Annotated in this window: 20 protein-coding genes; 2 read left to right on the forward strand and 18 right to left on the reverse strand. The window is 71.5% G+C overall.

Annotated elements, in window-relative coordinates:
* Positions 1-65 precede the first annotated feature (65 nt).
* A complete protein-coding gene (locus BT364_RS20010; protein ID WP_072486568.1) occupies positions 66-1,646 on the reverse strand; it encodes an acyl-CoA mutase large subunit family protein in 1,581 nt (526 codons plus the stop codon).
* Positions 1,647-1,876: 230 nt separating this feature from the next.
* Here BT364_RS20010 and BT364_RS20015 point away from each other — a divergent pair, with 230 nt between their 5' ends.
* On the forward strand, positions 1,877-2,809 hold the full coding sequence (locus BT364_RS20015) for a L,D-transpeptidase family protein (protein WP_371268625.1): 933 nt from the start codon (positions 1,877-1,879) through the stop codon (positions 2,807-2,809).
* Between the two features lie 215 nt (positions 2,810-3,024).
* Here BT364_RS20015 and BT364_RS20020 read toward each other — a convergent pair whose 3' ends face one another.
* The 17 genes from BT364_RS20020 to BT364_RS20100 form a co-directional block, all read right to left on the reverse strand.
* A complete protein-coding gene (locus BT364_RS20020; RefSeq protein ID WP_072486569.1) occupies positions 3,025-4,125 on the reverse strand; it encodes a hypothetical protein in 1,101 nt (366 codons plus the stop codon).
* Positions 4,125-4,889, reverse strand: a complete 765-nt coding sequence (locus BT364_RS20025; protein WP_072486570.1) for an RNA polymerase sigma factor — start codon at positions 4,887-4,889, stop codon at positions 4,125-4,127. The genes BT364_RS20020 and BT364_RS20025 overlap by 1 nt, the downstream gene beginning before the upstream one ends.
* A 385-nt stretch (positions 4,890-5,274) precedes the next feature.
* Positions 5,275-6,093: an ABC transporter ATP-binding protein gene (locus BT364_RS20030; RefSeq protein ID WP_072486571.1), complete on the reverse strand. Its 819-nt coding sequence runs from the start codon at positions 6,091-6,093 to the stop codon at positions 5,275-5,277.
* Complete coding sequence (locus BT364_RS20035; protein WP_072486572.1) at positions 6,090-7,055, reverse strand: FecCD family ABC transporter permease; 966 nt, start codon at positions 7,053-7,055, stop codon at positions 6,090-6,092. The genes BT364_RS20030 and BT364_RS20035 overlap by 4 nt, the downstream gene beginning before the upstream one ends.
* 56 nt (positions 7,056-7,111) lie before the next feature.
* Positions 7,112-8,149: an ABC transporter substrate-binding protein gene (locus BT364_RS20040; RefSeq protein WP_072486573.1), complete on the reverse strand. Its 1,038-nt coding sequence runs from the start codon at positions 8,147-8,149 to the stop codon at positions 7,112-7,114.
* A gap of 80 nt (positions 8,150-8,229) precedes the next feature.
* Positions 8,230-12,564, reverse strand: coding sequence for a non-ribosomal peptide synthetase (locus BT364_RS20045; protein ID WP_072486574.1), 4,335 nt, complete (start codon positions 12,562-12,564; stop codon positions 8,230-8,232).
* On the reverse strand, positions 12,551-12,808 hold the full coding sequence (locus BT364_RS20050; protein WP_072486575.1) for a phosphopantetheine-binding protein: 258 nt from the start codon (positions 12,806-12,808) through the stop codon (positions 12,551-12,553). Before BT364_RS20050 ends, BT364_RS20045 begins: the two co-directional genes overlap by 14 nt.
* A 36-nt stretch (positions 12,809-12,844) precedes the next feature.
* A complete protein-coding gene (locus tag BT364_RS20055) occupies positions 12,845-14,437 on the reverse strand; it encodes a long-chain-fatty-acid--CoA ligase (RefSeq protein ID WP_072486576.1) in 1,593 nt (530 codons plus the stop codon).
* 45 nt (positions 14,438-14,482) lie between these two features.
* Positions 14,483-15,031: a (2E)-enoyl-ACP glycyltransferase gene (scoD, locus tag BT364_RS20060; protein WP_072486577.1), complete on the reverse strand. Its 549-nt coding sequence runs from the start codon at positions 15,029-15,031 to the stop codon at positions 14,483-14,485.
* Complete coding sequence (scoE, locus tag BT364_RS20065) at positions 15,028-15,918, reverse strand: (3R)-3-[(carboxymethyl)amino]fatty acid oxygenase/decarboxylase (protein ID WP_079179551.1); 891 nt, start codon at positions 15,916-15,918, stop codon at positions 15,028-15,030. The genes scoD and scoE overlap by 4 nt, the downstream gene beginning before the upstream one ends.
* 48 nt (positions 15,919-15,966) lie before the next feature.
* The gene (locus BT364_RS20070; RefSeq protein ID WP_072486578.1) at positions 15,967-16,203 is read right to left on the reverse strand and encodes an acyl carrier protein; all 237 of its coding nucleotides are present in this window, start codon (positions 16,201-16,203) and stop codon (positions 15,967-15,969) included.
* Entirely contained in the window at positions 16,200-17,261 is a 1,062-nt protein-coding gene (locus BT364_RS20075; protein ID WP_072486579.1) for a beta-ketoacyl-ACP synthase III, read from the reverse strand. The genes BT364_RS20070 and BT364_RS20075 overlap by 4 nt, the downstream gene beginning before the upstream one ends.
* Positions 17,262-17,311: 50 nt before the next feature.
* The gene (locus tag BT364_RS20080; RefSeq protein ID WP_072486580.1) at positions 17,312-18,715 is read right to left on the reverse strand and encodes an MFS transporter; all 1,404 of its coding nucleotides are present in this window, start codon (positions 18,713-18,715) and stop codon (positions 17,312-17,314) included.
* Between the two features lie 274 nt (positions 18,716-18,989).
* Positions 18,990-19,739 carry an aspartyl/asparaginyl beta-hydroxylase domain-containing protein gene (locus BT364_RS20085; protein WP_079179552.1) on the reverse strand — a complete coding sequence of 250 codons (750 nt, stop codon included), beginning with the start codon at positions 19,737-19,739 and terminating at the stop codon, positions 18,990-18,992.
* A gap of 202 nt (positions 19,740-19,941) precedes the next feature.
* Entirely contained in the window at positions 19,942-20,463 is a 522-nt protein-coding gene (locus tag BT364_RS20090) for a copper chaperone PCu(A)C (RefSeq protein ID WP_072486582.1), read from the reverse strand.
* Between the two features lie 76 nt (positions 20,464-20,539).
* A complete protein-coding gene (locus BT364_RS20095) occupies positions 20,540-22,831 on the reverse strand; it encodes a heavy metal translocating P-type ATPase (protein ID WP_072486583.1) in 2,292 nt (763 codons plus the stop codon).
* The gene (locus BT364_RS20100; RefSeq protein ID WP_371268626.1) at positions 22,831-23,166 is read right to left on the reverse strand and encodes a hypothetical protein; all 336 of its coding nucleotides are present in this window, start codon (positions 23,164-23,166) and stop codon (positions 22,831-22,833) included. Before BT364_RS20100 ends, BT364_RS20095 begins: the two co-directional genes overlap by 1 nt.
* A gap of 442 nt (positions 23,167-23,608) precedes the next feature.
* Here BT364_RS20100 and BT364_RS20105 point away from each other — a divergent pair, with 442 nt between their 5' ends.
* The gene (locus BT364_RS20105) at positions 23,609-24,328 is read left to right on the forward strand and encodes a hypothetical protein (protein WP_371268627.1); all 720 of its coding nucleotides are present in this window, start codon (positions 23,609-23,611) and stop codon (positions 24,326-24,328) included.
* Positions 24,329-24,418: the final 90 nt, after the last annotated feature.

Here is a 24,418-nt window from a genome sequence, read left to right on the forward strand (position 1 = left end):
GTTCATGAGCTTATCCACGGTCGCGGACATTCAGCGAGAGATCACCCGTGCGGGTACCCGCCCCCTCAGAACGCGTCCGACGGCACATACCTCCCCCACACCTCGCGCAGCGCGTCGCACACCTCGCCCACCGTCGCCCGCGCCCTGAGCGCGTCCTTCATCGGATACAGGACGTTGTCCGTGCCCTCGGCCGCCTTCCGCAGCCGGGCCAGCGCGGTGTCCACCGCGTCCTGGTCGCGTCCGGCGCGGAGCTCCGCCAGGCGGGCCGCCTGCTCGGCCTCGATCGCGGGGTCGACGCGGAGCGGCTCGTACGGCTCCTCCTCGTCGAGCTGGAAGCGGTTCACGCCGACCACGACGCGCTCCGCGCTGTCGGTCTCCAGGGCGATGCGGTACGCGGAGCGCTCGATCTCGCTCTTCTGGAAGCCGCGCTCGATCGCGCTGACCGCGCCGCCCATCTCCTCGACCCTGGCCATCAGCTCCAGGACGGCCGCCTCGACATCGTCGGTCATCTTCTCGACGACGTACGACCCGGCGAACGGGTCGACCGTCGCGGTGACGTCCGTCTCGTACGCCAGGACCTGCTGGGTACGCAGGGCCAGCCGGGCGGACTTGTCGGTGGGGAGGGCGATCGCCTCGTCGAAGGAGTTGGTGTGCAGCGACTGCGTACCGCCGAGGACCGCGGCCAGGCCCTGCACGGCGACGCGCACCAGGTTGACCTCGGGCTGCTGGGCGGTGAGCTGGACGCCCGCGGTCTGGGTGTGGAAACGCAGCATCAGCGACTTGGGGTTCTCCGCGCCGAACTCCTCCTTCATCACCCGGGCCCAGATCCGGCGGGCCGCACGGAACTTGGCGACCTCTTCGAGGATCGTCGTACGGGCGACGAAGAAGAAGGAGAGCCGGGGTGCGAAGTCGTCGACGTCCATGCCGGCCGCGACGGCGGTACGGACGTACTCGATGCCGTCGGCGAGGGTGAACGCGATCTCCTGCGCGGGCGAGGCCCCGGCCTCGGCCATGTGGTAGCCGGAGATCGAGATGGTGTTCCACTTCGGGATCTCGGCCCGGCAGTACTTGAAGATGTCGGCGATCAGCCGCAGCGAGGGCCCCGGCGGGAAGATGTACGTGCCGCGCGCGATGTACTCCTTGAGCACGTCGTTCTGGATGGTGCCGGTGAGCTTCTCCGCCGGGACCCCCTGCTCCTCGCCGACCAGTTGGTACAGCAGCAGGAGCAGCGCCGCCGGGGCGTTGATCGTCATGGACGTGGAGACCTTGTCCAGCGGGATCCCGTCGAACAGGACCCGCATGTCGTCGATCGAGTCGATCGCGACGCCGACCTTGCCGACCTCGCCGGACGCGATCGGGGCGTCGGAGTCGTGGCCCATCTGGGTGGGCAGGTCGAAGGCGACGGACAGGCCGGTCGTCCCGTTGGCGATCAGCTGCTGGTAGCGGGCGTTGGACTCCGTCGCCGTACCGAAACCCGCGTACTGGCGCATCGTCCACGGCCGGCCGGTATACATCGTGGGGTAGACACCGCGCGTGAAGGGGTAGGCGCCCGGCTCTCCCAGTTTTTCGCCGGGGTTCCAGCCGTCGAGTGCGTCCGGCCCGTAGACCGGTTCGATGGGCAGTCCCGACTCCGACTCGCGCGTCATCTGCTGTGCCTCCCGCTGAAGCTGCTCAGTAAAGCTACTTGCTGGTAACCACGGTTCCCGCGACGGACTGCAGCGGCGGGCGCGAGACCGTTGGAGGGGCGGGGGCTGGGACCTTGCTCACAGCTCCTGCCCACGGCCCCCGTCTCCGCTCCTCCCCATCATGCGCGGGCTTTGGCGACCGGGCAGAGCGGGAATCCGTCCAAGAGACACCGGACACACAGGGGGCCGAGATGATGGACAGCACCACCAGGAGCACATCGCGCGCCGGGACACGGGGCTCGGCGGGGACCGGCGGGCGGGGCAGGGCGGGGACCGCGGCGGTGCTCGCCGTCCTCACCCTCGCCGCCGCGACGGCCGGCTGCAAGGCGCAGGCCACCGGCAGCGCACCGAAGGCCCCGTCGGCCCCGCCGAGGGCCACGGCCACCGACGACGGCAAGCCCGCGCCCACGCCGCCGTCGCCCGCCGTGTCGTCGCCCGCCGCCTCGTCGCCGGCAGCCACCGCGTCGCCCACGCCGAAGCCGGACCCGCAGGGCACGACCCTGATGGCGAGCGGTTCGGAGGGCAAGCAGGTACGCGAGCTACAGGCCCGGCTGCGGCAGATCGGCCACTTCGACCGCTCCCCCACCGGCTACTACGGCACCGTCACGGTCGCGGCCGTCCAGTCCTTCCAGGGCAAGCGCGGCCTCTCCCGTACGGGGAGAACGGACACCCTCACCTGGCAGAAGCTGCTCGGCATGACGCACGAGCCGACGGCAGCCGAGCTGAATCCGCCGACCACGCGGACGGTCGCCAAGCCGGACAAGCGCTGCATGACCGGCCGGGTCCTCTGCATCAGCAAGAACAGCCGGACGCTGTCCTGGATGATCGACGGCCACGTCATGTCGTCGATGGACGTCCGCTTCGGCTCCCAGTACACGCCGACGCGCGAAGGCACCTTCTCGGTCTACTGGAAGTCCCGCCACCACGTGTCGACGATCTACCACACGGCCATGCCGTACGCGATGTTCTTCAGCGGCGGCCAGGCGGTGCACTACTCGGCGGACTTCGCGGCCCGCGGCTACAACGGCGCCTCGCACGGCTGCGTCAATGTCCGGGACGAGGGGAAGATCGCCTCGCTCTTCGCCCAGGTGAAGACCGGGGACAAGGTCGTGGTCCACGGCTGAGGGCTGTCCCGGGGGGGGGAAGGAGAAGGGGCGCGGACGGGACCGGGGGAACGTGTCCCGCCCGCGCCATGTGCGCTGAGCCGTAGGTACGGGGGGAACCCCGGCTCTGTGCGCTGCCGATGACCAGTCGGCTCACTCAGTACTGCGTCACGGCCTCGAAAAACGTCACACCTGGCGGTGGAAGGCTGAAAAAAGCCTGTCGCGTACGGCTCCGCTCAGCCTGAGTTCCGGGCCGAAGGCGTCAGGGAGACCGGGGTCGAGGGCAGCCGCACACTGTTGGCGAACCGGACCGAGGAGGACGTGCCGGTGCCGGAGCCGCTGTTCGCGTTCGAGGCGTCGTCGCCCTTCTCGTCCTCGCCGCTGTCCTCGCCCTGGTTGTTGTGACCGTTCTGGCCCTTGGCGGGTCTCTCGATCACGCGGTCGCAGAACAGGTCCAGGTTGTGGGCCCCCTTCGCCAGCGCTTCGAGCCTGCGTCGCTGGTTGTCGCTCAGCTTGCCGTCGCGGTAGTCGCGACAGGCCTTGAGCGCCTTCGCGTACCAGTCGCCGGAGCCGGTGTTCCCGGAGTTCTCGGGCTTCCTGCCGTTCTCGGCTCTGCCCGTGGAGCCGGTCGCGGCACCGCCGGGCTTGCGCTCGTCGCCGCCGTCGTCCTTCTCCGCCCGGCCCGATCCGCCGGGGGCCGGGTCACCGGCCGGGGCGGAGGGGTCCGCGGCAGGCGCGGAGGTGCCCGTCCTCGGGGAGGCGGGCGGCGCCGACTCCGGGGTCTCCTCCTCGGTGAGCCCCGAACCGAGCTCCTCGGGCGTCGGCGCGGCCGAGACCGAGCTCGCCGGCAGGGGGGCGTGCCCGCCGAACGGCCCGGGAAGCATTCCGGTCCCCGCCGCCACGGCCACCCCGCCGAGCGCACAGCCCGCGAGGGAAGCGACCAGGCCGAAGCGGACGGGCCGGCTCCAGCGCGAGGAGCGGATACGGCCGGAGCCCGCGGACGGCGCGGAGCCGACGGAGGCGGCCCCGATGCGCACCGGTTCGAGCAGCTCGGCACCGGCGGGCCGGCCCGCCTTCTCCGCGCCGCCCTTCACCTGCGCGTCCGCCCGGGTCCTCGTACGCGCCGAGTGGGTGGCGGTGCGGAAGGCGGCCAGCGCCGCGGCCTCGCCGGGCAGTTCACCGGCGGCCGGGCGGGCGGCCCGTGCGGCGGCGTCCAGCGCGGCCACGAGCCTCTCGGCGTCCGTACACGACTGGCCTCCGACGGGATCGACCGGCTCGCCGCGGAGCAATCTCTCCGCCGCGTCCTTGTCAAGCCATTCGTACCGCTCGTCGGCCATCACATGTCCTTCTGCGTCCACGGACGCGAATGCGTCACACCGGCCGGCGCCGCCAGGCCGTTGCGGGCGGGGCGCTGGGCGGGCACTGCGTCGAGTTCCGCCGTCCGGTTCGCCGCGCTCCGGTGCGCGGCGGACGGATCCGCCGGATCCCCCGCGGCGGCTGCGTCGGAGCCGTCGGCGTCCGTTCCGCCAGGGTCGGCGTCGGTGCTGCCGGTGTCCGTACGCAACAGCTCGGCCAGCCGTTTCAGGCCCCGGTGCGCCGCGGTGCGTACCGCCCCCGGGCGCTTGCCCAGGGTCTGCGCGGCGCTCTTCGCGTCCAGGCCCACGACCACCCGCAGCACCACGGCCTCGGCCTGGTCCTGCGGCAGCTGGGCGATGAGCGACATCGTGCGGCCGGTGGCCAGGGCCTCCATCGCCTCGCCCGCGGTGTCGGACTCGGCCGGCCGCTCGGACAGTTCGGACTCGTCGCCACCGATCGCGGGGCGCCTGCCGCGCATCCGCAGATGGTCCAGCGCACGGTTGCGGGCTATGCGCGCCGCCCAGCCGCGGAAGCGGTCGGCGTCGCCGCTGAACCGGTCGAGGTCACGCGCTATCTGCAGCCAGGACTCGGACGCCACGTCCTCGGCGTCCGGCTCCCCCACCAGTGTCCTTATGTAGCCCAGCAGTCGCGGCTGCACAGCGCGGTACACAGTACGGAAGGCGTCCTCGTCCCCGTCCTGTGCCGCAAGCACCGCGGCGGTCAGCTCCGCGTCGTCCCCCAGCACTCCCTCAACCTGCCCTGCTGTCCCGAATCGCAGCTGGTCATCACTGCCGCGCCACCCTGCGCGACTCTGCACGCTACGTCCTCGGCGGGGGTCGCGTCCACGTCTTGTACAACCCGCAACATTCCTCGGACGCCTGTCGGTGTGACAGAAAGCGCAGCGACGGCGCTGAGTGGAGTACGGGGTCGTCCTACGGCCCCGCGGAAGACGACCGGGGCCTCTCCTGTGGGGGGTGGCGGCCCCGGTCGTCGTCCCATTTTGCCCCTCTGACCAGGCAATATGCAGGTCGCGGGGCGTCTGCATGACCAACGCGTGACCAACGCAGCCGCCAGATCACCCAAGGTGACACGCTGCGCCGTCCCGCTCCGGCCCCCCGGCTCGGCGTTCGTCAGTTCCCTTTGCCCGAAGCCTCAAGGCTCATGGAACCTTCGGCGTTCGCGAGGGGGCGGGCCGCGTAGGCGATCCGTACGACGCCGTCGTCATGCCGGGCCGTGGAGGCTTCGACGCCGAAGACCTCGCGCATCACGTCCGGGGTGAGGACGTCGAGTACCGGGCCGGCGGCCACCGCTCTCCCGTGGTCGAGCACGACGATCAGGTCGCAGAGGCGGGCGGCGAGGTCGAGGTCGTGCAGGACGGCCAGGGTGCTCACGCCGGTCGAGCGGATCAGGTCGAGGAGTTCGAAGCGGGCGCGGATGTCGAGGTGGTTGGTCAGTTCGTCCAGGACCAGCAGGCGCGGCTCCTGCGCAAGAGCTCGGGCGAGCAGGACGCGTTGGCGTTCGCCTCCGGAGAGGGAGGCGTACTCGCGGTCGGCGAAGTGGCGGATCCCGCAGCGGTCGATCGCGTGGGCGACGGCGCGGCGGTCGTCCGGCCCCTCGCGGCCGATCAGCCCGTGGTGAGGGGTGCGGCCCAGCGCCACGATCTCCGTCACCGACAGGCCCCCTGTGCTGCCCGCCGGGTCTTGGAGGACGGCGGCGGTTCGGCGGGCGGCGGTACGCGGCGCGAGGCGCCAGACGTCGTCCTCTCCCACCCTGACCGCCCCCCGGGTGGGGCGCAGCGACCGGTAGACCGCGCGGAGCAGGGTGGACTTGCCGCTGCCGTTGGGGCCGACGAGGCCGACGACCTCACCGGGGCCGACTTCCAGGTCGACCCCGTGCAGGACAGGCGTCCCGTCCAGTTCGACGTGTACCTGGTCGACGGTGAGCTTCATACGGTGTCCAAGCCCTTGTTGCGGCGCAGCAGCCAGACGAAGAACGGGGCGCCGAGCAGGGCGGTGAGGATGCCGAGCGGCAGTTCGTTCGGGCGGATGAGGGTGCGGGAGAGGAGGTCGACGAGGACGAGGTAGACGGCTCCGAGCAGTGCGGTGAGCGGGAGGAGCCGCCGGTGGTCGGCCCCGACGGTGAGGCGTACGAGGTGCGGGATCATCAGTCCGACGAAGCCGATGCCGCCGGCCACCGCGATGACCGAACCGGTGAGCAGCGCGGTGATGACCAGCAGGACGGCCCGCAGGCGGTTGACGTCCACGCCGAGTGCGGTGGCGGATTCGTCGCCTGCCAGGACGGCGTTGAGCTGCCGCCCGAACAGTCCGAGCAGGGTGGTGCAGGTCAGGACGATCGTCGCGACCACGGGCAGTTGGTCCCACTGGGCTCCGGCGACGCTGCCCAGCATCCAGAACATCACCGTGCGCAGTTCGGTGGGAGTCGCCCAGAGCTGTACGAAGCTGGTCGCGGAGAGCAGGACGTAGCCGACCGCTACGCCCGCGAGGACGAGACGGGTGGGGGCCAGGCGTCCGCGTCGCCGGCCCAGGGCGAAGACCACCGCTCCGGTGGCGAGAGCGCCGAGGAACGCGGCTCCCGCCACCCCGACTCCGCCGATGCCGATCCCGCCCAGCGTGATGACCAGGACCGCCCCGAAGGAGGCCCCGTAGGAGAAGCCGAGCACGGTGGGATCGGCCAGGGGGTTGGCGACCAGGGTCTGGAGGACGGCGCCGGCCACCGCGAGGCCGGCGCCCGCGAGGGCCGCGAGGAGGACCCGGGGAGTGCGGAAGCTCCAGACGATCTGGTCCAGCGCCGGATCGGCGGTGGCACCGCGGCCCGTCAGGTGGTGGGCCACGATGCTCCAGACGTCCGCGACCGGCACGGTGACCGCGCCGATGCTGATCGCCGTGATCATGGCGGCGATCAGCGCGGCGAGCAGGACGGCGACGCCCAGGGAGAGCCGCAGCCCGGTCAGAGCGCGTCGGGGTGGAGCGTCTTGGCGATCTTCTCCACGGCCACGTCGTTGCTGGGGCCGAGGTAGATCGAGTCGGACAGCACCACGTACGCGTCGTTCTTGGCCGCCGACCACTGGGGGAACTCCTTGAGCAGCTTCTTGGCGTAGGCCGTCGGATCGGGGTCGTTGTAGCCGATGACGACGAGGGCGTCCACGTCGGCGGCGGCGACCTTCTCCTTGCTCAGGTCCGCGAAGGAGGTCTTGGAGGCCGACTCGAAGGCGTTGGTGCCGCCTGCCTTGGTGAGGATGTCGTTGTAGATGCCCTTGGCGACGACGGAGCTGAAGTCGTTGCCGCCCATCGTCATGTTGGAGAAGAGGACCATGACGTTGGGTTTCTCCTGGCCCTTGACCTTCTTCGAGATCTCCGCGATGCGCTTGTCCGACTCGGCGATCAGCTTCTCGGCGCGGTCGCCGACGCCGAAGATCTTGCCCATGTCGCGGAGCAGGGTCCGGCTGTCCGCGATCGTCATCCTGGACGTGTCCTGGTCGCAGCCCTGCGGTGAGATGTAGGTGTTGGCGCCCACGTCCTTGAGCTGGTCCCGGGTGGCGAAGCCGTTCTTGGCGTCGAAGCCGTACGCGGTGGTGGACAGGACCAGGTCGGGGCGCTGGCCGAGCATCGCTTCGCGTGGGATGTCGAAGGCGTCGTTGAGCTTGATGCCGCCCTTGGGCAGGGCCTTGATCGCGTCGGCGCGGCCGGGTACTTCGGACATGCCGTAGCTCTGCTGGTTGACGACGATACGGTCCTCAAGTCCCAGGGCCAGCAGCGTGGAGACCTCGGCGACGGAAGCGCCGTTCATGACGACCACTCTGCTGGGGGCCTTGGTGAACGTCTGCTTCACCCCGCAGTTCGCCAGCGTCACCGGGTAGCCGGCGGCGGCGGAGGCGGCGGGCTGCCCGGCCTCCGTCGTCCTCCCGTCCGACGAGTCCCCGCATCCGGCGGTCGCGAGGCCGACGACGGCTGTCACTCCGAGGGCGGCGAGCCGCTTGGTGGACATGTGTGCTCCTAGCATGAGGCCGGCCCTCGGCCGGGGTTCGTATCAGAAGTCGGGCCGTGCCCGGCGCGAGTTCCCGGGTGTCACGGGGAATCCGTGGACACGGCTGTCGAGCGGGCCGACGGAGCGGGCAGTGCTCCGATGGCAACGCAGTGGTCCAGCTGCCGGAAGAAGGCGGCCCTGTCGATGGCCGGATGGACGGACGGCAGCGGGCCACCGGCCGCCGCCAGGCTCTCCCGTACGTTGTCCGCCCGTACGGTCGCGAGCCCGAGGTCCCCGTCCGGGCCCTGCGGCAGGGAGTCGAAGAAGGCGAGGACCGCTGCGGCGTCCTCCGTGTCCGGGGGGATCCGCTCTCGCCAGGCGTCCAGTGGAAGGGTCTCGACCTCGTAGCCGTACTCTCGCAGCCAGCGGTGCAGGTTTTCCTGGCGCACCGGAGTTCCGGCGTGGTGGTGGACCACTGCATGGGGGCGGCGTGTGCCGGGTCCGGTCGCCACGATCTCGGCCGCGACCCGGTCGGCCGGGGTCCAGGACTCCTGTGCAAAGAGGTCGGGCACGATGCCCGCCGGTACTCCGGCGCGCAGGACGGTCCACAGGAAGTCCTGGCGGTTCACCGTGCCTGCCGCGATCGGGCCGACGACGCGGCCGAGCCGGTGCACGGTGACGGGCAGTCCGCGCTCGGCGGCCTGTTGGAGGAGGCGTTCGGACGCCCACTTCGTCTGCTGGTAGCCGTAGCGCAGTCCCTCATGTGCGGGGATGAACGTCTCGTCGAACTCCTCGCGCAGCGCGCGTGGCGGGCCGACCGAGAGCGTGGAGACGTAGTGCACCGGGATGCCGCGCGGGGCCGCCAGACGCAGCAGGCAGCGGGTGGAGTCGGTGTTGGCCGGGCGGAGGGTGGTGTAGTCGCGGACGACGCTGACCGCCGCACCGTTGTGGATGATGGCATCGACGGTGGACTCGAGTTCGCTCAGCTGGTCCTCGGTCATGCCCAGCCGTGGCAGGGACAGGTCCGCCGGGAGAGCGGTGACACGATGGTGCTCGTTCGGTGGCAGCGCGAGGCCGAACGCTTCCGGAGCGGAGTGGACGCGCGCCAGAGCCTTCTCGGGGCTCTCGGCCCTGACGGCGCAGACCACCTCTGCGTCCGTGCAGCGAAGGAGTTGCGCGAGGAGGTGAGTGCCCACGAATCCCGTGGCTCCGGTGAGCAGTACCCGTCGGGGTGGCCAGGAAGCCGTTCCGGCTCCGGGGTGGATCTCCGGGGCGAGCTCGGTGTCGGCCGCCAGTGAGGGCGGCAGTACGGAGCCGGCCGGGCTGTCGGGCACGGGCGCCTCGGTGTCGAGGAAGGCGGCGAGGGCGGCGGGGGTGGCGTACTGGAAGAGCCAGGCCACCTTCACCTCCCTGCCCAGCTCCGAGGCCAGGCGGTTGGCGGCCTGGATGGCCTGCAAGGACTGGGCTCCGCGTTCGAAGACATCGTCGTGCGCCGTGAGTTCGCCGGACGCGAGCACCTGACGCCAGACGCCGGTGACGGCGGCCTCCGACGTGAGACCTCTCCCGGTCCTGCCGGTGCCGCCCGTGAGAGAGGGAAGCCGGGCGAGCAGTGCGGCCCGGTCCGTCTTGCCCGACGCGGTGCGCGGCAGGCGGGTCAGGAAGGTGAGGGAGGTGGGGATCATCGGTGCGGGCAGCCGGGCCCGGAGATGATCGCGAACCGCTGACACTTGGGGCCTGGGTCCGGCGGGGACGAGGTGGGCAGTGAGCCTGCGCGTGCCGCCGGGCAGTACCTGGCCGACCACAGCGGCGTCGCCGATACCGGGGTGGGAGAGCAGGGCGCTCTCCACTTCCGCCGGCTGGACACGGTGACCGCTGATCTTGAACTCGTCGTCCGCGCGGCCGAAATAGCGCAGGAGGCCGTCCTCGCCGAGCTCCACCAGGTCACCGGTGCGGTAGGCCCGCGGAGAGCCGGGCAGGCACTCCAACGGGACGAAGCGCCCCGCGGTCTCCTCCGGCCGGTTGCGGTAGCCGTCGGCGAGGGCAGGGCCCAGCAGGTAGAGCTCACCGTCGACGACGGCGACCCGGCTACCGGGCAGGGGCCGGCCCACCGGGGTGTCGTCGGCGGCGAGAGCCGCGTCGTGGAGATCGGCGACGGTGGCGACAACCGTTCCCTCGGTCGGCCCGTAGGTGTTGAGGAGCCGGACGGACGAGCCGACCGCCTTACGCCAGCGGGCGGCCCTTTCGGGAAGTGCCGCCTCACCGCCGATGACGACGGTGTGCACCGTGCCCGGCAGCGCGCCGGCTCCGGTGGCCAGGGCATAGGCCAACTCGTGCCAGTACGCGGTCGGCAGGTCGAGCACGCTGATGCCCAGGCGCTCGCACTCCGACAGGAAGCGCGGAACCGAGTCCGTCATGTCCTGCGGCCTGATCACCAGCGTGGCGCCGGAGCACAGAGTCAGGAAGATCTCCTCGATGCTGGTGTCGAAGTGCAGCGGGGCGAACTGCAGGACGCGGTCGGTGCGGTTCACGCCGTAGCGGAGACGGGCTCCCGCGACGAAGTGGGCCAGTGCGCCGTGCCCGATCTCGACGCCCTTGGGCTGCCCGGTGGAACCGGACGTGTGGAGGACGTAGGCGATCTCCCCGGCTCCGGGGGCGGACAGCGGCGGATGTTCCGGCGCGGTGTCCGGCCGGCCGTCGAGCAACAGCACCGCGCGGTCCGGGAAGAGGTGGGCGTACGGCTTTGTGGTGATGACCAGGTCCGGAGCGGCGGAGCTGAGCAGCGCGGCGCTCCGGTCCGCCGGGGCGGTGGGGTCGAGAGGGCAGTAGACCGCGCCCGCGACCATGATGCCGAGCAGGACGGTGACCGCCTCGATGCCGCGGGGCAGCGCGACGGCCACCAGGTCGCCACGGCGTACTCCGCGGCCGGCGAGCAGTTGGGCGGTCCGGTGCGCCTCGCCGAAGAGTTCGGCGTAGCCGATGCTCCGGTCGCCCTCCTCGACGGCCACCGCGCTGCCGCGCCGGGCCGCGTGGTCGGCGATGAGGGAGAGCACGGGGAGAGGTGGCGCGGGGAGCGGGTCTCCCTCCAGCACGCGGACCGGCGTGGCGTGTGCCGCCGCCGAGGCGGAGGGCAGAGAGCCGAGGGGCTGGTCGGGCTCGGCGACGGCTTCCGTCAGCAGGTCGAACAGGGCACGCCGGTGGCCGGCCACTTCGGCGGCGGTGTACAGGTCGGGGTTGGCGTCCACGGCGAAGCGCAGAGTGGTGCCTTCGGAGCGGTCGTACACGTTGAACGCGAGGTCGTCGACGGGACCGGCCGAGACATTGTGCACCGTGCTGCGGTGTCCGGCGAACCGCAGGTCGTAGGCGAACGGCATGATGTTGACGCCCGGGCCGGAGAGCCGTCGTCCTCCGCCCACCAGTCGCAGGTCGCGGCGGATCTGCTCGTAGCGGTAACGCTGGTGCGGCAGTGCCGAGCGCACCTCGCGGGAGACCGCGGCGACCAGCGTCCGCAGGCTGTCGTCCGCGCCGACGGTCAGCCGCAGCGGCAGGACGTTGCGGACCATAGCGGGCACGCGCAGGGACACCGAGCCGAAGCGGCCCATCGCCGGGACGCTCAGCACGGTCTCCGGCGCTCCGGTGGCGCGGTGGAGATGAGCGGCGGTGACGGCGAGCAGCACCTCCGACCAGGACACCGACAGGGCGCGGGCCGTGGCCCGCAGCGCCGCTGTGGTTCCGGCGTCGAGGTCTGCCGCGTCACGGTGGAAGGAGGCGGCGGGCAGCGCGGACCGGCCCGCCGGAGTGGCCACCTCCGGCCGGTCTGCGTAACGGCGCGTCCAGTGGTCCCGGTCGCGGGCGAACTGCTCGGACGTACGGTAGGCGGCCTCCTCCTCGCGTACCGAGGCGAGCGTTCCGAAGCCGCTCGGGCCGGCCGCCGTGTTCGCGGCGAGCGAGGTGTAGACGTCGGCGACGCGGCGTGCGACCAGGGAGAGGCCGAAGCCGTCCAGCGCGATGTGGTGGACGCGGTGGTACCAGAGGCAGCGGTCGGCGGCGAGGCGGAACAGGGCGTGCCCGAACAGCGGGCCGCGGGCGAGGTCGACGGGGCGGGCGATGTCGGCCCCGATCCAGCGGAGCGCGGCTGCGTGCGGGTCGGGTGCCTCGGAGACGTCGGCGGTGTGGAGGCGCCATTCGGGGACGGGAGTGTCGACCTGCTGGGGGCGGCCCTCGTCGTCGGCGGCGAACACGCAGTGCAGGGCCTCGGTCTCCTCGACCGCCCGGCGCAGAGCGGCCTCGAAGAGGTCCACGTCGACCGGGCCCTCGATCACCACGTACTCGGCGGTGTTGTAGGCGGGGCTGGAGGTGTCGAGCTGGTGGCCGGTCCAGATCCCTTCCTGTGCCCCGAGCAGCGGGTGGTGGGAACGGTCGCTGTCAGGCGTCGTCATGGCGTCCTTCTTCCTGTCGTTCGTCCAGAAGCCGCCACCAGTGCTGGAAGGAGGGCAGTTCGGCCAGATCGATGAAGGAGACGTCGATGCCGTACTCCTGCCAGCGCTCCACCAGCGTGACGAGGCGGAGGGAGTCGAGTCCGGCGCCGACGGGGTTGTCGTCGAGGTCGACTTCCTCGGGCTCCTGGTAGAGGAGTTCGGCGAGATCGGCGCGGAACTGCTGGGCGGTGAGGGCAGCGGGCATGGTGGTCCTTTCTCTGCGCGCGGCGTGCGGCGGCGGTCAGTTGACCTTGCGGTCCGAGCCGTCCCAGAACCGGTTCCGCAGTTCGCGGCGCAGGATCTTCCCGCTGGGGTTACGGGGCACGTGGTCGATGAACTCGTACTTCGCGGGCAGCTTGAACGCGGCCAGCCGCGGGGTGAGGAAGGTGTGCAGGTCCCGGGCGCGCAGGGCCTCGCCGCCCCGGTCGGCGGCGACGACGAAGGCGTGGACGTACTCGCCCCAGCGGTCGTCCGGCGCGCCGACGACCACGGCTTCGGCGACGCCGGGGTGGTGCTCCAGCACGTTCTCGATCTCGGCCGGGTAGACGTTCTCGCCGGCCACGAGGATCGCGTCCTTGATGCGGTCGCGGATGAAGACGTAGCCGTCCTCGCCGACGAAGCCGGCGTCTCCGGTGCGGATCCAGCCGTCGACGAGCGTCTCGGCGGTCTTGTCGGGGAGGTTCCAGTACTCCACCATGTGTGCCGGTGTGGCCAGGCAGACCTCGCCCACGGCGCCGGGCGGCAGCGGGGTGCCCTGATCGTCGATCACCTGGACCCGGACGCCGGGGTAGGGGCGGCCGGCCGCCTGCATGAGGGGCGATCCCGGTTCGTGGACGGCCGGCGGCAGGCAGACGGCCGTGTTGCCGGTCTCCGTGAGTCCGTAGATCTGGGCGAATTCGCAGCGGAACACCGCCAGGCTCTGTTCCAGCAGGGTCTCGGAGATCGGCGATCCGCCGTAGACGATCTTGCGGAGGGTCGCGAAGTCGGCTGGTGCGACGCCGGGCCGGGTCAGCATCATCCGCAGCATGGCGGGGACCACGCAGGCGGTGGTGATGCCGAGCCGGTGGATGAGGTCGACGGCCCCGGCCGCGTCGAAGGCGGGCATCGCCACGACCGTGGTCCCGGCGTTGAAGTTCTGCGTGGCCCACCACAGGCCACCGATGTGGAAGCCGGGGATGCCGATCAGCGCGACGTCGCCGGCCCGCCAGTCGATCCAGTCGACGCCCGCTTCGGCCATGGCGTCCGCTATCGCGAAGAAGCTGCGGTGGGCCAGTACGACGCCCTTCGGCAGACCGGTGGTGCCGCTGGTGTAGAGCTGGGCCACCGGGGTGTCGCGCGTCGCCGTGTACGCTTCGTCGGCTCCGGCGTTCGGGGCTTTCCAGGCGGAGTAGCCCTCTGCCGCGTCGAGCACGACGACGTGTTCGGGCGGCGGGGCCGGCATGCCGTCGACGACGGGCCGGAACTCTTCCTCGACGAAGAGGAGCCGGGTGCCGGAGTCCTGGAGTATGTGGCCGACCTCGGGTGACGTCAGCCGCCAGTTGACCGGGACGAGGACGGTGCCGGTCTTGGCGCAGGCGAAGAGGATCTCGTAGTACCGCTCCGACTCCTTGCCGAGGTAGGCGACCCGGTCTCCGGCGGTGAGGCCGGCGGCGCGCAGGGCCTGCGCGGCGCGGCTGCTCTCCCGGTGCAGTTCCGCGTAGGTGAGCGTGGTGCCGTTGCAGATGACGGCCGGGGTGTCCGGCTGCCGTTCGGCGTGGAAGCGGGCGGTGTCGACGAGGGTGGTGAGCTGGTGGTGCAGCCGGGTGCCCGGCTGCGGGGCGTCAGGGGTGCGCATACGTGGTGTCCGTCCGGTGCCGGCCCGCGCTGAGCGGGCTTCGGGTCAGGTGATGTCGACGAAGGCGAGGGTGGCGTCGCCGTCGCACCGGCCGCCCTCGGTGTCCCAGTAGCGGTAGGCGGTGGTGGCCGTGAGGAGCGGGCGGCCGCCGGGCGAGCGCAGATCGACGGAGCGGAACTCCATCTCGCCGAGGAAGTCCCTCGGGTCGACCGGCCGTCGGAAGCGCGAGGCGAACCGGGCGATGAGGATGTCCGGCAGCTGGTGGCGCCAGAAGTCCTCCAGCGTCCAGCTTTCGAAGCCGGTCAGCAGCCGTTCCTTCACCGACTTGGCGACGAGGTAATACATCATCTGGTTGTAGGCGATGTTCACCTCCACCGCGTTCAGGTGGCCGGTGTCGTCGATGTAGCAGGACTCCGGGATCGCGAACGTCGCCCGGACCCGGGACAGCCCGCCGGGCAGCCCGGAGACCTCGGCGGTGAGCAGGTAGCGGCAGTGCTCCTTGTACGGTGCGAGCACCCGGGGCAGCAGGTCCTCGTCCGTGGCGAAGGTCTGCGCGGACCGGATGTCCGTGCTGTCGGCGGTGGCGCGGGTCATGCCGCTTCCAGACCGGCGTGCAGCTTGCGCCCGTCGTGGACGGTGACCCGGTAGGAGACCGTGGGCTCGGGCGTGGTGGTGTGCCGGGCGCAGTGGATGAGGCTGCGGTTGTCCCAGACGAGCAGGTCGCCCTTCTCGAAGCTCTGGAGATGGATGTTCTCGTGCCCGAAGGTCCGGTCGAGCTGTCCGGTCGCCTCGAAGAGCCGCTTGAGCAGGGAGTCGTCGAGCGGCTTGCCCTGTGCGTCCTCGATGCCGACCGTGAAGCCCTCGCTGAGGTAAAGCACCGTCTCGCCGGTCATGGGGTGGGTGAAGACCGTGGGCTGGAGGACGGCGGGCGTCTTCCGCTCCACCTCGTCGATGATCTCCGACAGCGGGCGGTAGACGTCGTGCGGGCGCACCTTGAAGTACTTGCGAACCGAGTGCCGGCACCGAGTGTCCGCGATCTCCCGCTGGAGCTCCTCGGGCAGCTTCGCGTACGCCGCTCCCATGTCGATGAAGTACGTGCCGCGGTTCTTCGCGGGTATGACCTGCGGGTAGATGAGGGTGATGCCGAACGGGTCGGGCATGAACTGGTAGTCGGCGTGCCAGAACTTGCCGGTCTTGGGTACGCCGATCTGCTTGCCGTTCTCTGGGACGTTCGAGGAGACGAACACCTCGGACACCTCGGGGTGCTGGTACATCGGCTCGTAGTACGTCTCCGGGCGGCCCAGCCGGCGACCCAGCTCCAGGAGCGCCTGCGGGGAGAGGTCCTGGCCCTTCAGGACGGCGATCTTGCGGCGGTAGACGGTCTCCTTGAGGGCCGCGATGTCGTTCTCCGAGGCCGAGGTGTGGTCGAAGTCCGCGACGGAGGCGCCGATGGAGGTGCCGGCGTGGTCGGTGATGCGCATGGTGGTGCTCCTTCTGTTCGGTTGACGAGGTGTGCGACTGCTGCCGCGTCAGGCGCCCAGGCGGGTGTGGATCAGCGCGGCGGTCGCGCCGAGCGTGAGATCGGGGACGAGCTCGCTGTCCTCGACGGTGACCCCGAGGTGGCGTTCGATGTGGATGCTGATCTCGACCATGGTCAGCGAGTCGACATCGAGGTCGGCGTAGGTCGCCTCGGGCCGGAAGTGGTCGGCGGGTGCGTCGTGCAGGGTGCTGAGGATGGACACCAGCTGCTCGTACGTGGCGGTCATGGGTTGGGTTCCTCTCCGTGGTGGGAGGGTTCGGGGGTCGGTGGCAGCGAGGGCCAGGTGAGGAGGCAGGAGCCCCAGGTGAGGCCCCCTCCGAAAGCGGTGAGCAGGACGCGGTCGCCCGGCCGCAGCACCCGGCTCGCGTGGCTGTCGGCCAGGGCGAGAGGGATGGAGGCCGCGCCGGTGTTTCCGGCCGTCTCCACGTGGGTGGCGCAGCGGTCGAAGGGAAGGCCCAGGTCAGTGGCGACGGTGCGCAGGATGCGCAGGTTCGCCTGGTGGGGCACGAACCGGTCGACGTCCTCGACGCCCAGGCCCGCGTGGTCCAGCACGGTGCGGGCCGAACCCGCCATACGGGCGACCGCGTGGCGGTAGACCTCCTTGCCACGCATGACGAAGTGCCGTTCGGCACGCGAGGTGCGGGCGGGGTCGGCCGGCAGCCGGGAGCCGCCGGCCGCGACCGTGATCATGTCCTCGTGGGCGCCGTCGCTGCCGAGGTCGAAGGGCCCGATGGCTCCGGGTTCCGAGGCGTGCCCGCCCCGCAGGACGACGGCTCCCGCGCCGTCGCCGAACACGACGGCGTTCTGGCGGTCCTCCGGGTCCACGATGCGGGAGTACACGTCCGCCCCGATCACCAGGACGCGGCTCGCGACCCCAGAGGTGATCAGTCCCGCTCCGGTCGCCAAGGCGTAGACGAACCCGGTGCACACCGCGCCGACGTCGAAGGCGGCCGCTCCGGTCAGGCCGAGCCGTGCGGCCACCAGCGGCGCGGTGGCGGGGCAGGTGCGGTCGGGCGTGGTGGTGGCCACGACGACGGCGTCGGCCGTTTCCGCGCCGGCGTTGGCGAGCGCCCTGCGGCCCGCTTCGACGGCGAGGTCGGAGGTGGCCTCCTCCGGGGCGGCGAAGTGCCTGCTGCGGATGCCGGTGCGCGTGCGGATCCAGGCGTCGTCGGTGTCGAGCCGATCCGCCAGCTCGTCGTTGCCGGCCTTGCGCCGGGGCAGCCAACCGCCGGTGCCGCACAGGACGGCGGCGCGTTCGGGCCGCCCGGCGGATGTCGCGGACATGGTTCTCCTGGGAAGCGGTGTCGGTGGGGTTCTGGTGGGCGGCGAGGTGTTCACGAGGTGTTCGGCCGGCGGATCACGAGAGCGGCGAGCGAGCCGAGCGCCAGCGACCCGGAAGTCAGAAGCAGGGCCGTCCGTATGCCGTCGACCAGAGCCGGGACGGACGACTCCTGGCCGATGCAGGAGGCCGCCGCGACGAGCAACGCGAGGCCCACCGCGCCGCCCACCTGAAGGAACGTGGACGCGATCCCGGAGGCGATGCCCTGGTCACCGGGCGCCACTCCCGAGGCGGCAGCGATCCACAGGGCCGTCCACGCGGCCCCCTGTCCCACGCTCATGAGCACGATCCCCGGCAGCAGCGCCGGATAAGAGCCGTTCGCCGCCACGGCCGGCACCAGGGCGAGCGCGCCGACGGCACCGACTCCCAGTCCGCCGACCAGCAGACGCCGCATGCCGAACAGGGCGACGGCCCGAGCCCCCGCCTGGGTGCCGACCGCGACGACGACCGCAGGGAGGAGGAAGCAGAGCCCCGTGACGAAGGCGTCGTAGCCGCGCACGGCCTGGAAGTAGAGGGTCAGGAAGTACGGGAGCGAACTGAACGTCGCACTGAACAGGGCCGCCACCCCCGTGGCCGCGACCAGCCCTCGGTGGCGGAAGAGGCGGACGGGCATCAGGGGATCATGTGCCCGCACCTCGATGACGGCGAAGAGGACCAGGCAGAGGATCCCGGCGGCTCCGGCAGCCAGGGCCGCGGGGCGCGTCCATCCCGCGGCGGGCGCGTACACCAGCAGGAAGACGAGCAGCGTGAGCCCGGCGGTGGCGGCGAGTGCTCCCGCCGCGTCGAAGCGCCGCGTGCGGTCCCGGGGCGGGTCCGCGGCGAAGAGCAGCCGGCCGAATACGGCCAGAGCGAGGGCCACGGGGACATTGACCAGGAACACCGAGGGCCAGCCGCGCCCGTGGACCAGGACGCCGCCGAGGATCGAACCGAAGCACAGCCCGCCCGCGCCGGCCGCGCCCCAGATCGCGAGTGCCCGGTTACGCACCGGCCCTTCGGCGTAGGTGGTGTTGATGAGCGACAGCGTGGCCGGGAACAGCAGGGAGCCACCGATCCCCTGGGCCGCGCGTACGGCGAGCAGGACCCCGGGCGACTGCGCGAGACCGCCTATCAGTGACGAGAGCGCGTATATCGCCGTCGCGAGGACGAACATCCTGCGGCGACCCAGCAGGTCCGCCGCGCGTCCGCCGAGCAGCAGGAAGCCTCCGGTGGTGACGACGTACGCGCTGACCACCCACTGGAGGTCGTGGTCGGAGAATCCCAGTCCGGCGCCGATGTCCGGCAGTGCCACGTAGACGATGCTGTAATCGAGCGAGATGACGAGCTGGGCCAGCGCGAGGACGACCACCGGAAGGCCGAGGGGCCGACGTGCTGCCGTGTGTTCGGCTGCGGTCGCGGACATGATCGTTCCTTCTCGGAGTGAAGAGCTCGATGGATGAGGTGGCGGGGTCGGGAAGGCTTGAGGAAGTGCGTCCGGGCATGCCTGACGCGGCCCCGGCGGAGGGGCGGGGCAAGGAAGTCGCGGTATGGCCGGCCGGTGTCCGCTTCGGCACGGTGGACGGTGCGGGACCCCGTTGCCGAGCAACTGGGTCGACCGGATGTGCAGGGGCCGGAAAGTCAGTGGCGCCGACGCGTGCCTGGTTCCGGCTCTCCCCGGTCCGGCGCGCGGCGCGGGATCACATCTCCCCCAGCAGCTTCCGCACCTCCGTCACCAGGGCGGTCAGCGCCCGCCGTTCGGGAACGGTTGTCTCCGGATGCCAGAGATCGACCAGAAGGCAGGTCCTCGGACGATTCCCCCGGTTCTCCGCGTGGTGTTCGAAGGAGTAGTCGAAGAGCAGACAGCGGCCTTCTTCCCAGACGCGCGTCTCACCGGCGACGGTGATGTCGCAGTCGTCCGGGATGTCGACGGCAAAGTGCAGGTTGATGCTGAAGTTCCACAGATCGCAGTGCGGAGCGATGCGGGAACCCGGCAACAGCGTCGAGAAGTGGCTTTCCAGCAGAGGGCAGATGAGGCCGTCGCCGACGGCGACGTTCTTGATGATGTCGAACGCGGTGGGAGCGGTCTCGGCGGACTCCGCCATGAGCTCCCCGTCCCGGTAGAGGTGGAGGGACTGCCAGTCGTCCTGGCGTGTCAGGTAGTGCTCGTAGTCCGAGAAGACCGCGCGCTTCGTCCGCCAGGCTCCCTCGTGCTCCGCACTGATCGCGCCGTGGGCGCTTTCCAGAGCGTCGACGAGCGACGCGATGGCCGGGTCGCTCCTCGGATCGTGCCAGGGCTTCTGCGATATGCCCGGCAGAATCCACTTCGCGCCCGCCTGCAGCGGATGTCTGGGGAGTCCTCCCGGTGCCATCATCTCCTCCACCCGCGCGAGCGAGTCGGGGCCGAACTCATCACGTATCGCGGCGAACTGCTCATCGGTCGACTGCATCACGACTTCCTTTCCGCCCTGCTGCAACGGGGATCGGACTCAGGTGTCCCGTCCAGCGCCTCTGTGGCCGCGGCCCCCGGGAGGTCGGTGGCCGCTCCGTATCAAAAGTCGAACGGCTTTCCGCCTGAGTTCCCGTCACGGCCGAGAAAAACCGATCAGGAGTGCGAGAGCCTGGCGGGCTCTCGGGGCCGCCGGGCCGCTCTCACGATGCGGACCCCAGGGTGACCGGCCTCACGACGGCGTCGACGGTGACACGGCCGGACCGTACGAAGTCGAGGGTGAATGTGATGCGGTCCCCGGGCCGCCACATCTCGTCGGCGGGAAGGGTCACGGCCGCTCCGTACGGAGACATCTCCACCTCGCCGTACGCCGGGACGTCCACGGTCTCCGTCCGTTCGCGGTAGGCCCCGTTCATCGCGTTCATGCGGTGTGCGGTCAGCTCGACGCCCCGCCCGACGACGGGGGAGGCGACCGAGCGGAGTCGGTCCGATGTGCCACCGGTGTTGACGATGCGGAAGTAGGCGTTGGTGTCCCTTCCGGGAATCACCGGAAGCAGCACGCGGGCCTCCCGCACCTCGATCTGCGCGGGACTGCCTGCGTATCCGGCGGTGGTCCAGGCGGACAGGCCGCCGACAGCGGCGAGGGAGGCGGCTGCCGCCACCGCGCCGGTCCCGACCGCCTCCCGTACACGGCGGAGGCCGGGACCCCGGTAGAGGTTCTTCATGAGCGCGCGCTCCACTGAGGAGAGGGAGAGGATATGAGCTTCACCGCAGTGATCGCGGCGGGGGTGGGCGGAGGTGTCACAGGATGCTCCGCGGGGCCGAACGGGGACGAGGCTGCCGAGCCGGCGACGGCTGCCAGGTGCGCAGGCGCAGGCTGTTGGCCACGACGAGGACCGAGCTGAGCGACATCGCGACGGCGGCGACCATGGGGTTGAGCAGACCGACCATGGCCAGCGGCATGGTCACGGCGTTGTAGCCGAAGGCCCACACGAGGTTGACGCGGATGGTGCCCAGCGTGTGACGGGCCAGCCGGACCGCGTCCGCGAGCGCCTCGATGTCGCTGCGTACGAGAGTGACGTCGGCGGCGCCGATCGCCACGTCGGTCCCGGTGCCCATGGCGATGCCCAGGTCCGCGCCGGCGAGTGCGGCCGCGTCGTTGACACCGTCCCCGACGACGGCGACCCGTCGGCCCTCGGCCCTCAGCCTGCGCACGAGCTCGGCCTTGTCCTGCGGTGTGCAGCGGGCGTGGACCTCCGCGATGCCGAGGTCCTCGGCGACCGCCCGCGCGACGGCGGCCCGGTCGCCGGTGGCCAGTACGGGGCGCACGCCGAGCCTGCGCAGCCGGTCGACGGCACGGTAACTGCCGGGCCGTACGAGATCGGCCACCTCCACGATCGCGGCAGCCGCATCGTCCACCCGCACCAGGACCGCCGTACGGGCCGCTTCGTCCGCCCGTTCCCGGGCCGCCCGCAGGGACGCGGGCAGCTCCGTGCCGTCGGGCGCCAGTACCTCCACCTCGTGTCCGTCCACGTGTCCGCTCACACCGTGCCCCGCAGCGGCCCGGAACCCGAACACGGCGGGCAGGGGGTTGTCCCCGGCCGCGCGGCGCGCATGGGCCGAGATCGCCCGGCCCAGCGGATGTTCCGAACCTTGCTCGACGGCGCCCGCGAGCCGGATGACCTCGTTCGCGTCCAGCCCGTCGGGCACCGCGGTGACCCGCCCGACGCTCATGTGTCCTGAAGTGAGGGTCCCGGTCTTGTCGAGCACCACGGTGTCGACGTGCTGGAGCCCCTCCAGCGCCTGCGGTCCGCTCACCAGGACGCCCAGCCGCGCGCCGCGCCCGGTGGCCGCCATCAGCGCCGTCGGCGTCGCGAGCCCCAGCGCACACGGACAGGCGACGACGAGGACCGCGACGGCGGCGGTGATCGCAGCCTGTCGGTCGGCGTCGGCGCCGAGCCAGAAGCCGAGAGTCGTGGCCGCGAGCGCCAGGACGACCGGGACGAAGACGCCCGCGACGGTGTCGGCCAGGCGCTGGGCACGCGCCTTGCCCGCCTGGGCATCCGTGACCAGCTTGGTGATGCGGGCGAGTTGCGTGTCCGCGCCGACCGCTGTGGCACGGACCAGGAGCAGACCGCCGACGTTGACGGAGCCGCCGGTCACGGAGGTCCCCGGACCGGCCTCGACGGGCTCGGACTCACCGGTGACGAGGGAGAGGTCGACGGCGGAGCTGCCCTCGGTCACCGCTCCGTCGGTGGCGACGCGTTCGCCGGGACGGACCACGAACACGTCACCGACCCGCAGCCGTTCGATCGGCAGCAGCTCCTCCGAGCCACGGCGCCGTACAGTCACCTCCTTCGCGGCGAGTTGTGCGAGCGAACGCAGTGCCGCACCGGTCCCGCGCCGGGCCCGGCCCTCCAGGAACCGGCCCGCCAGGACGAAGAGCGGCACACCCACCGCCGCTTCGAGATAGACGTGCGCCATGCCCTCGGAGGAGGAGGGCACCAGGCTGAACGGCATGCGCATACCGGGCTCACCGGCTCCCCCGAGGAACAGCGCGTACGCCGACCAGCAGAAGGACGCGACCACACCCAGCGAAACCAGCGTGTCCATGGTCGCGCCGGCGTGGCGCAGGCCGCTCAGCGCCCGCTGGTGAAAGGGCCAGGCCCCCCACGCGGCAACCGGTGCGGCGAGCACGAAGCACAGCCACTGCCAGTTGTCGAACTGCAGAGCGGGAACCATCGACAGGACGAGTACGGGCAGGGACAGCGCCGCGGTGATGAGCAGCCGCTCACGTTCCTGCTCGGCGTCGGCCTCTGTGGAGTCCTCGGTCCGCGCGGGCCGTTGTCCCTCCGCCGACGGCACCACGAGGTGTGCCGTGTACCCAGCGGCCTCGACCGCCGACGTCAGTTCGTCCGTGGTCACCCGGGCGGGATGGCTGACCCGGGCCCGGCCGGTGGCGAGGTTCACCTCCGCCGTGACACCGTCCAGCTTTCCCAGCTTGCGCTCGACCCGTCGGACGCAGGCCGCGCAGGTCATGCCACCGACGGCGATGTCCGTCACCACTGCCGTGGACGCCGCATCAGATGCCATCAGTGCCCGCCCCCGTGGTCCATGGGCATGCCCCCGTCACCGGCGGGCGCGTCGCCGGTGATCCCAGGGCCGTGCATGCCGGGCGCGACCGGCCCCACGGCGGCCCCCACGGCGTAGGCGCCCGCGAACAGCGCCCCCAGGAGGAACAGGAATCCCCACAACGCGGGCGGTGGGACGAACCGGGCGGTCTTCGCTTCGGGCACAGGGTCTGCCGTCTGCTCCACAGAGTGCTCCTCGACGTTCTCGACGCGAGCCGTGGTCGAACGGCTCGTGGCAGTCCAGAAGTCGAAGACGGCCTGACCGGAGTTCCCCGGCGCGGGAGTGAACAGCGTCACAGCGCCCGTCCGGGTGACCCCGGGAGCGGCGCGGAGACGGCGCGCGACCACTGTGGTGACGGGCGACCGAAGCCGTCCGGCCCCGGCCCTCCACGCTCGCTGGCCCCCGGGCGGGAGCCGAGGCCCGAATACCGAGGTGATTCCCACGGCCTCCGGGCCACACGCTCCGTTGCCCTCCGGCGTGGAAGCACAGCGGGCCGCCCGCGCGCACCCGATGCTTCCGAAACTCCTGGGGCGACGGGAACCGGAAGTCGTCACCGTACGACCCCTCATGTGCCGGCAGGTGGGCGGCCGGGGCCGTCGAAGCGGCAGGAACAGAGCCCGGAACACACCACACGGGACCCGGCCTGGAGGTGTCGCGGGGAGAATGCCAGGATCGGGTGCCATGTCGGTGGGATGGCGGTTTCGCGCCACACGGTCCGCGCTGTTCGCGGTCGTGTGCGTGGCACTCGCTGCCTGCGGCCACGCCCTCATGTCGGACGATCCGCTCCCCTGGTGGGCTCTGGGCCTGTGTGCAGGAGGAGTCGGCGCACTGGCCTGGCTCGTCGCCGGCCGGGAACGGAGCCAGGCCACGGTCGTCGCTCTCACCGTCGCGGTTCAGGCAGCGCTCCACGGTGCCTTCACGCTCGTCCAGACCGCACAACAGACGGCCCCGGCGTCGGGGGGCGATTCCGCGCTCGCGCTGAGATGGGCGGACGCCCTGCTCTGCGGCCCGCACAGCGACACGGCCGCGGCGGCCCGGGCCTATGACATCGCCGCGCAGGCCGGTCTCACCGACAGCATGCGGCTGCCCCGCCTCGAAGGCGGCTCCTCCGCTATAGCGGCTCTCGGACACGCCTCCCACGGCGCCCACGCGGCCCAGCCCGTGCACGACATGGGGGCGATGACCGGCACGGCCTCCTGGGGAATGCTGGCGGCGCACGCGGTGGCGGCGTTGCTGTGCGGCCTGTGGCTGGCCCGCGGCGAGCGCGCGGCCTTCCAGATCCTGCGGGCCCTGGCGGACCGCTTCCACCTCCCCCTGTCGCTTCTCGACGCGCTCCGGCCCCTTCCGTCCGCGCCCCCGTCGCCGGCCGTCGACCGCTCCGGCGGGCGTCCGCGCCCCCGGCTGCTCGTCCACACGCTCGTCACCCGGGGCCCTCCGTGGGAGACCGCTGTCCGCTGACAGCTGGATCACGTCGGGCACAGGACCGCCGACGTCAGCTCGTGCACGTGGTGTGCGGGCGAAATCTCCCACTTCCCGGAACGGGGCGTA

The organism is Streptomyces atratus (assembly GCF_900119365.1).
GTDB classification, from domain to species: Bacteria; Actinomycetota; Actinomycetes; order Streptomycetales; family Streptomycetaceae; genus Streptomyces; species Streptomyces atratus_B.

Coding starts and splice junctions, on each gene's coding strand:
- BT364_RS20010 (WP_072486568.1), bottom strand. CDS start 1,646: ATGACGCGCGAGTCGGAGTCGGGACTGCCCATCGAACCGGTCTACGGG.
- BT364_RS20015 (WP_371268625.1), top strand. CDS start 1,877: ATGATGGACAGCACCACCAGGAGCACATCGCGCGCCGGGACACGGGGC.
- BT364_RS20020 (WP_072486569.1), bottom strand. CDS start 4,125: ATGGCCGACGAGCGGTACGAATGGCTTGACAAGGACGCGGCGGAGAGA.
- BT364_RS20030 (WP_072486571.1), bottom strand. CDS start 6,093: ATGAAGCTCACCGTCGACCAGGTACACGTCGAACTGGACGGGACGCCT.
- BT364_RS20035 (WP_072486572.1), bottom strand. CDS start 7,055: ATGATCACGGCGATCAGCATCGGCGCGGTCACCGTGCCGGTCGCGGAC.
- BT364_RS20040 (WP_072486573.1), bottom strand. CDS start 8,149: ATGTCCACCAAGCGGCTCGCCGCCCTCGGAGTGACAGCCGTCGTCGGC.
- BT364_RS20045 (WP_072486574.1), bottom strand. CDS start 12,564: ATGACGACGCCTGACAGCGACCGTTCCCACCACCCGCTGCTCGGGGCA.
- BT364_RS20050 (WP_072486575.1), bottom strand. CDS start 12,808: ATGCCCGCTGCCCTCACCGCCCAGCAGTTCCGCGCCGATCTCGCCGAA.
- BT364_RS20055 (WP_072486576.1), bottom strand. CDS start 14,437: ATGCGCACCCCTGACGCCCCGCAGCCGGGCACCCGGCTGCACCACCAG.
- scoD (WP_072486577.1), bottom strand. CDS start 15,031: ATGACCCGCGCCACCGCCGACAGCACGGACATCCGGTCCGCGCAGACC.
- scoE (WP_079179551.1), bottom strand. CDS start 15,918: ATGCGCATCACCGACCACGCCGGCACCTCCATCGGCGCCTCCGTCGCG.
- BT364_RS20070 (WP_072486578.1), bottom strand. CDS start 16,203: ATGACCGCCACGTACGAGCAGCTGGTGTCCATCCTCAGCACCCTGCAC.
- BT364_RS20075 (WP_072486579.1), bottom strand. CDS start 17,261: ATGTCCGCGACATCCGCCGGGCGGCCCGAACGCGCCGCCGTCCTGTGC.
- BT364_RS20080 (WP_072486580.1), bottom strand. CDS start 18,715: ATGTCCGCGACCGCAGCCGAACACACGGCAGCACGTCGGCCCCTCGGC.
- BT364_RS20085 (WP_079179552.1), bottom strand. CDS start 19,739: ATGCAGTCGACCGATGAGCAGTTCGCCGCGATACGTGATGAGTTCGGC.
- BT364_RS20090 (WP_072486582.1), bottom strand. CDS start 20,463: ATGAAGAACCTCTACCGGGGTCCCGGCCTCCGCCGTGTACGGGAGGCG.
- BT364_RS20095 (WP_072486583.1), bottom strand. CDS start 22,831: ATGGCATCTGATGCGGCGTCCACGGCAGTGGTGACGGACATCGCCGTC.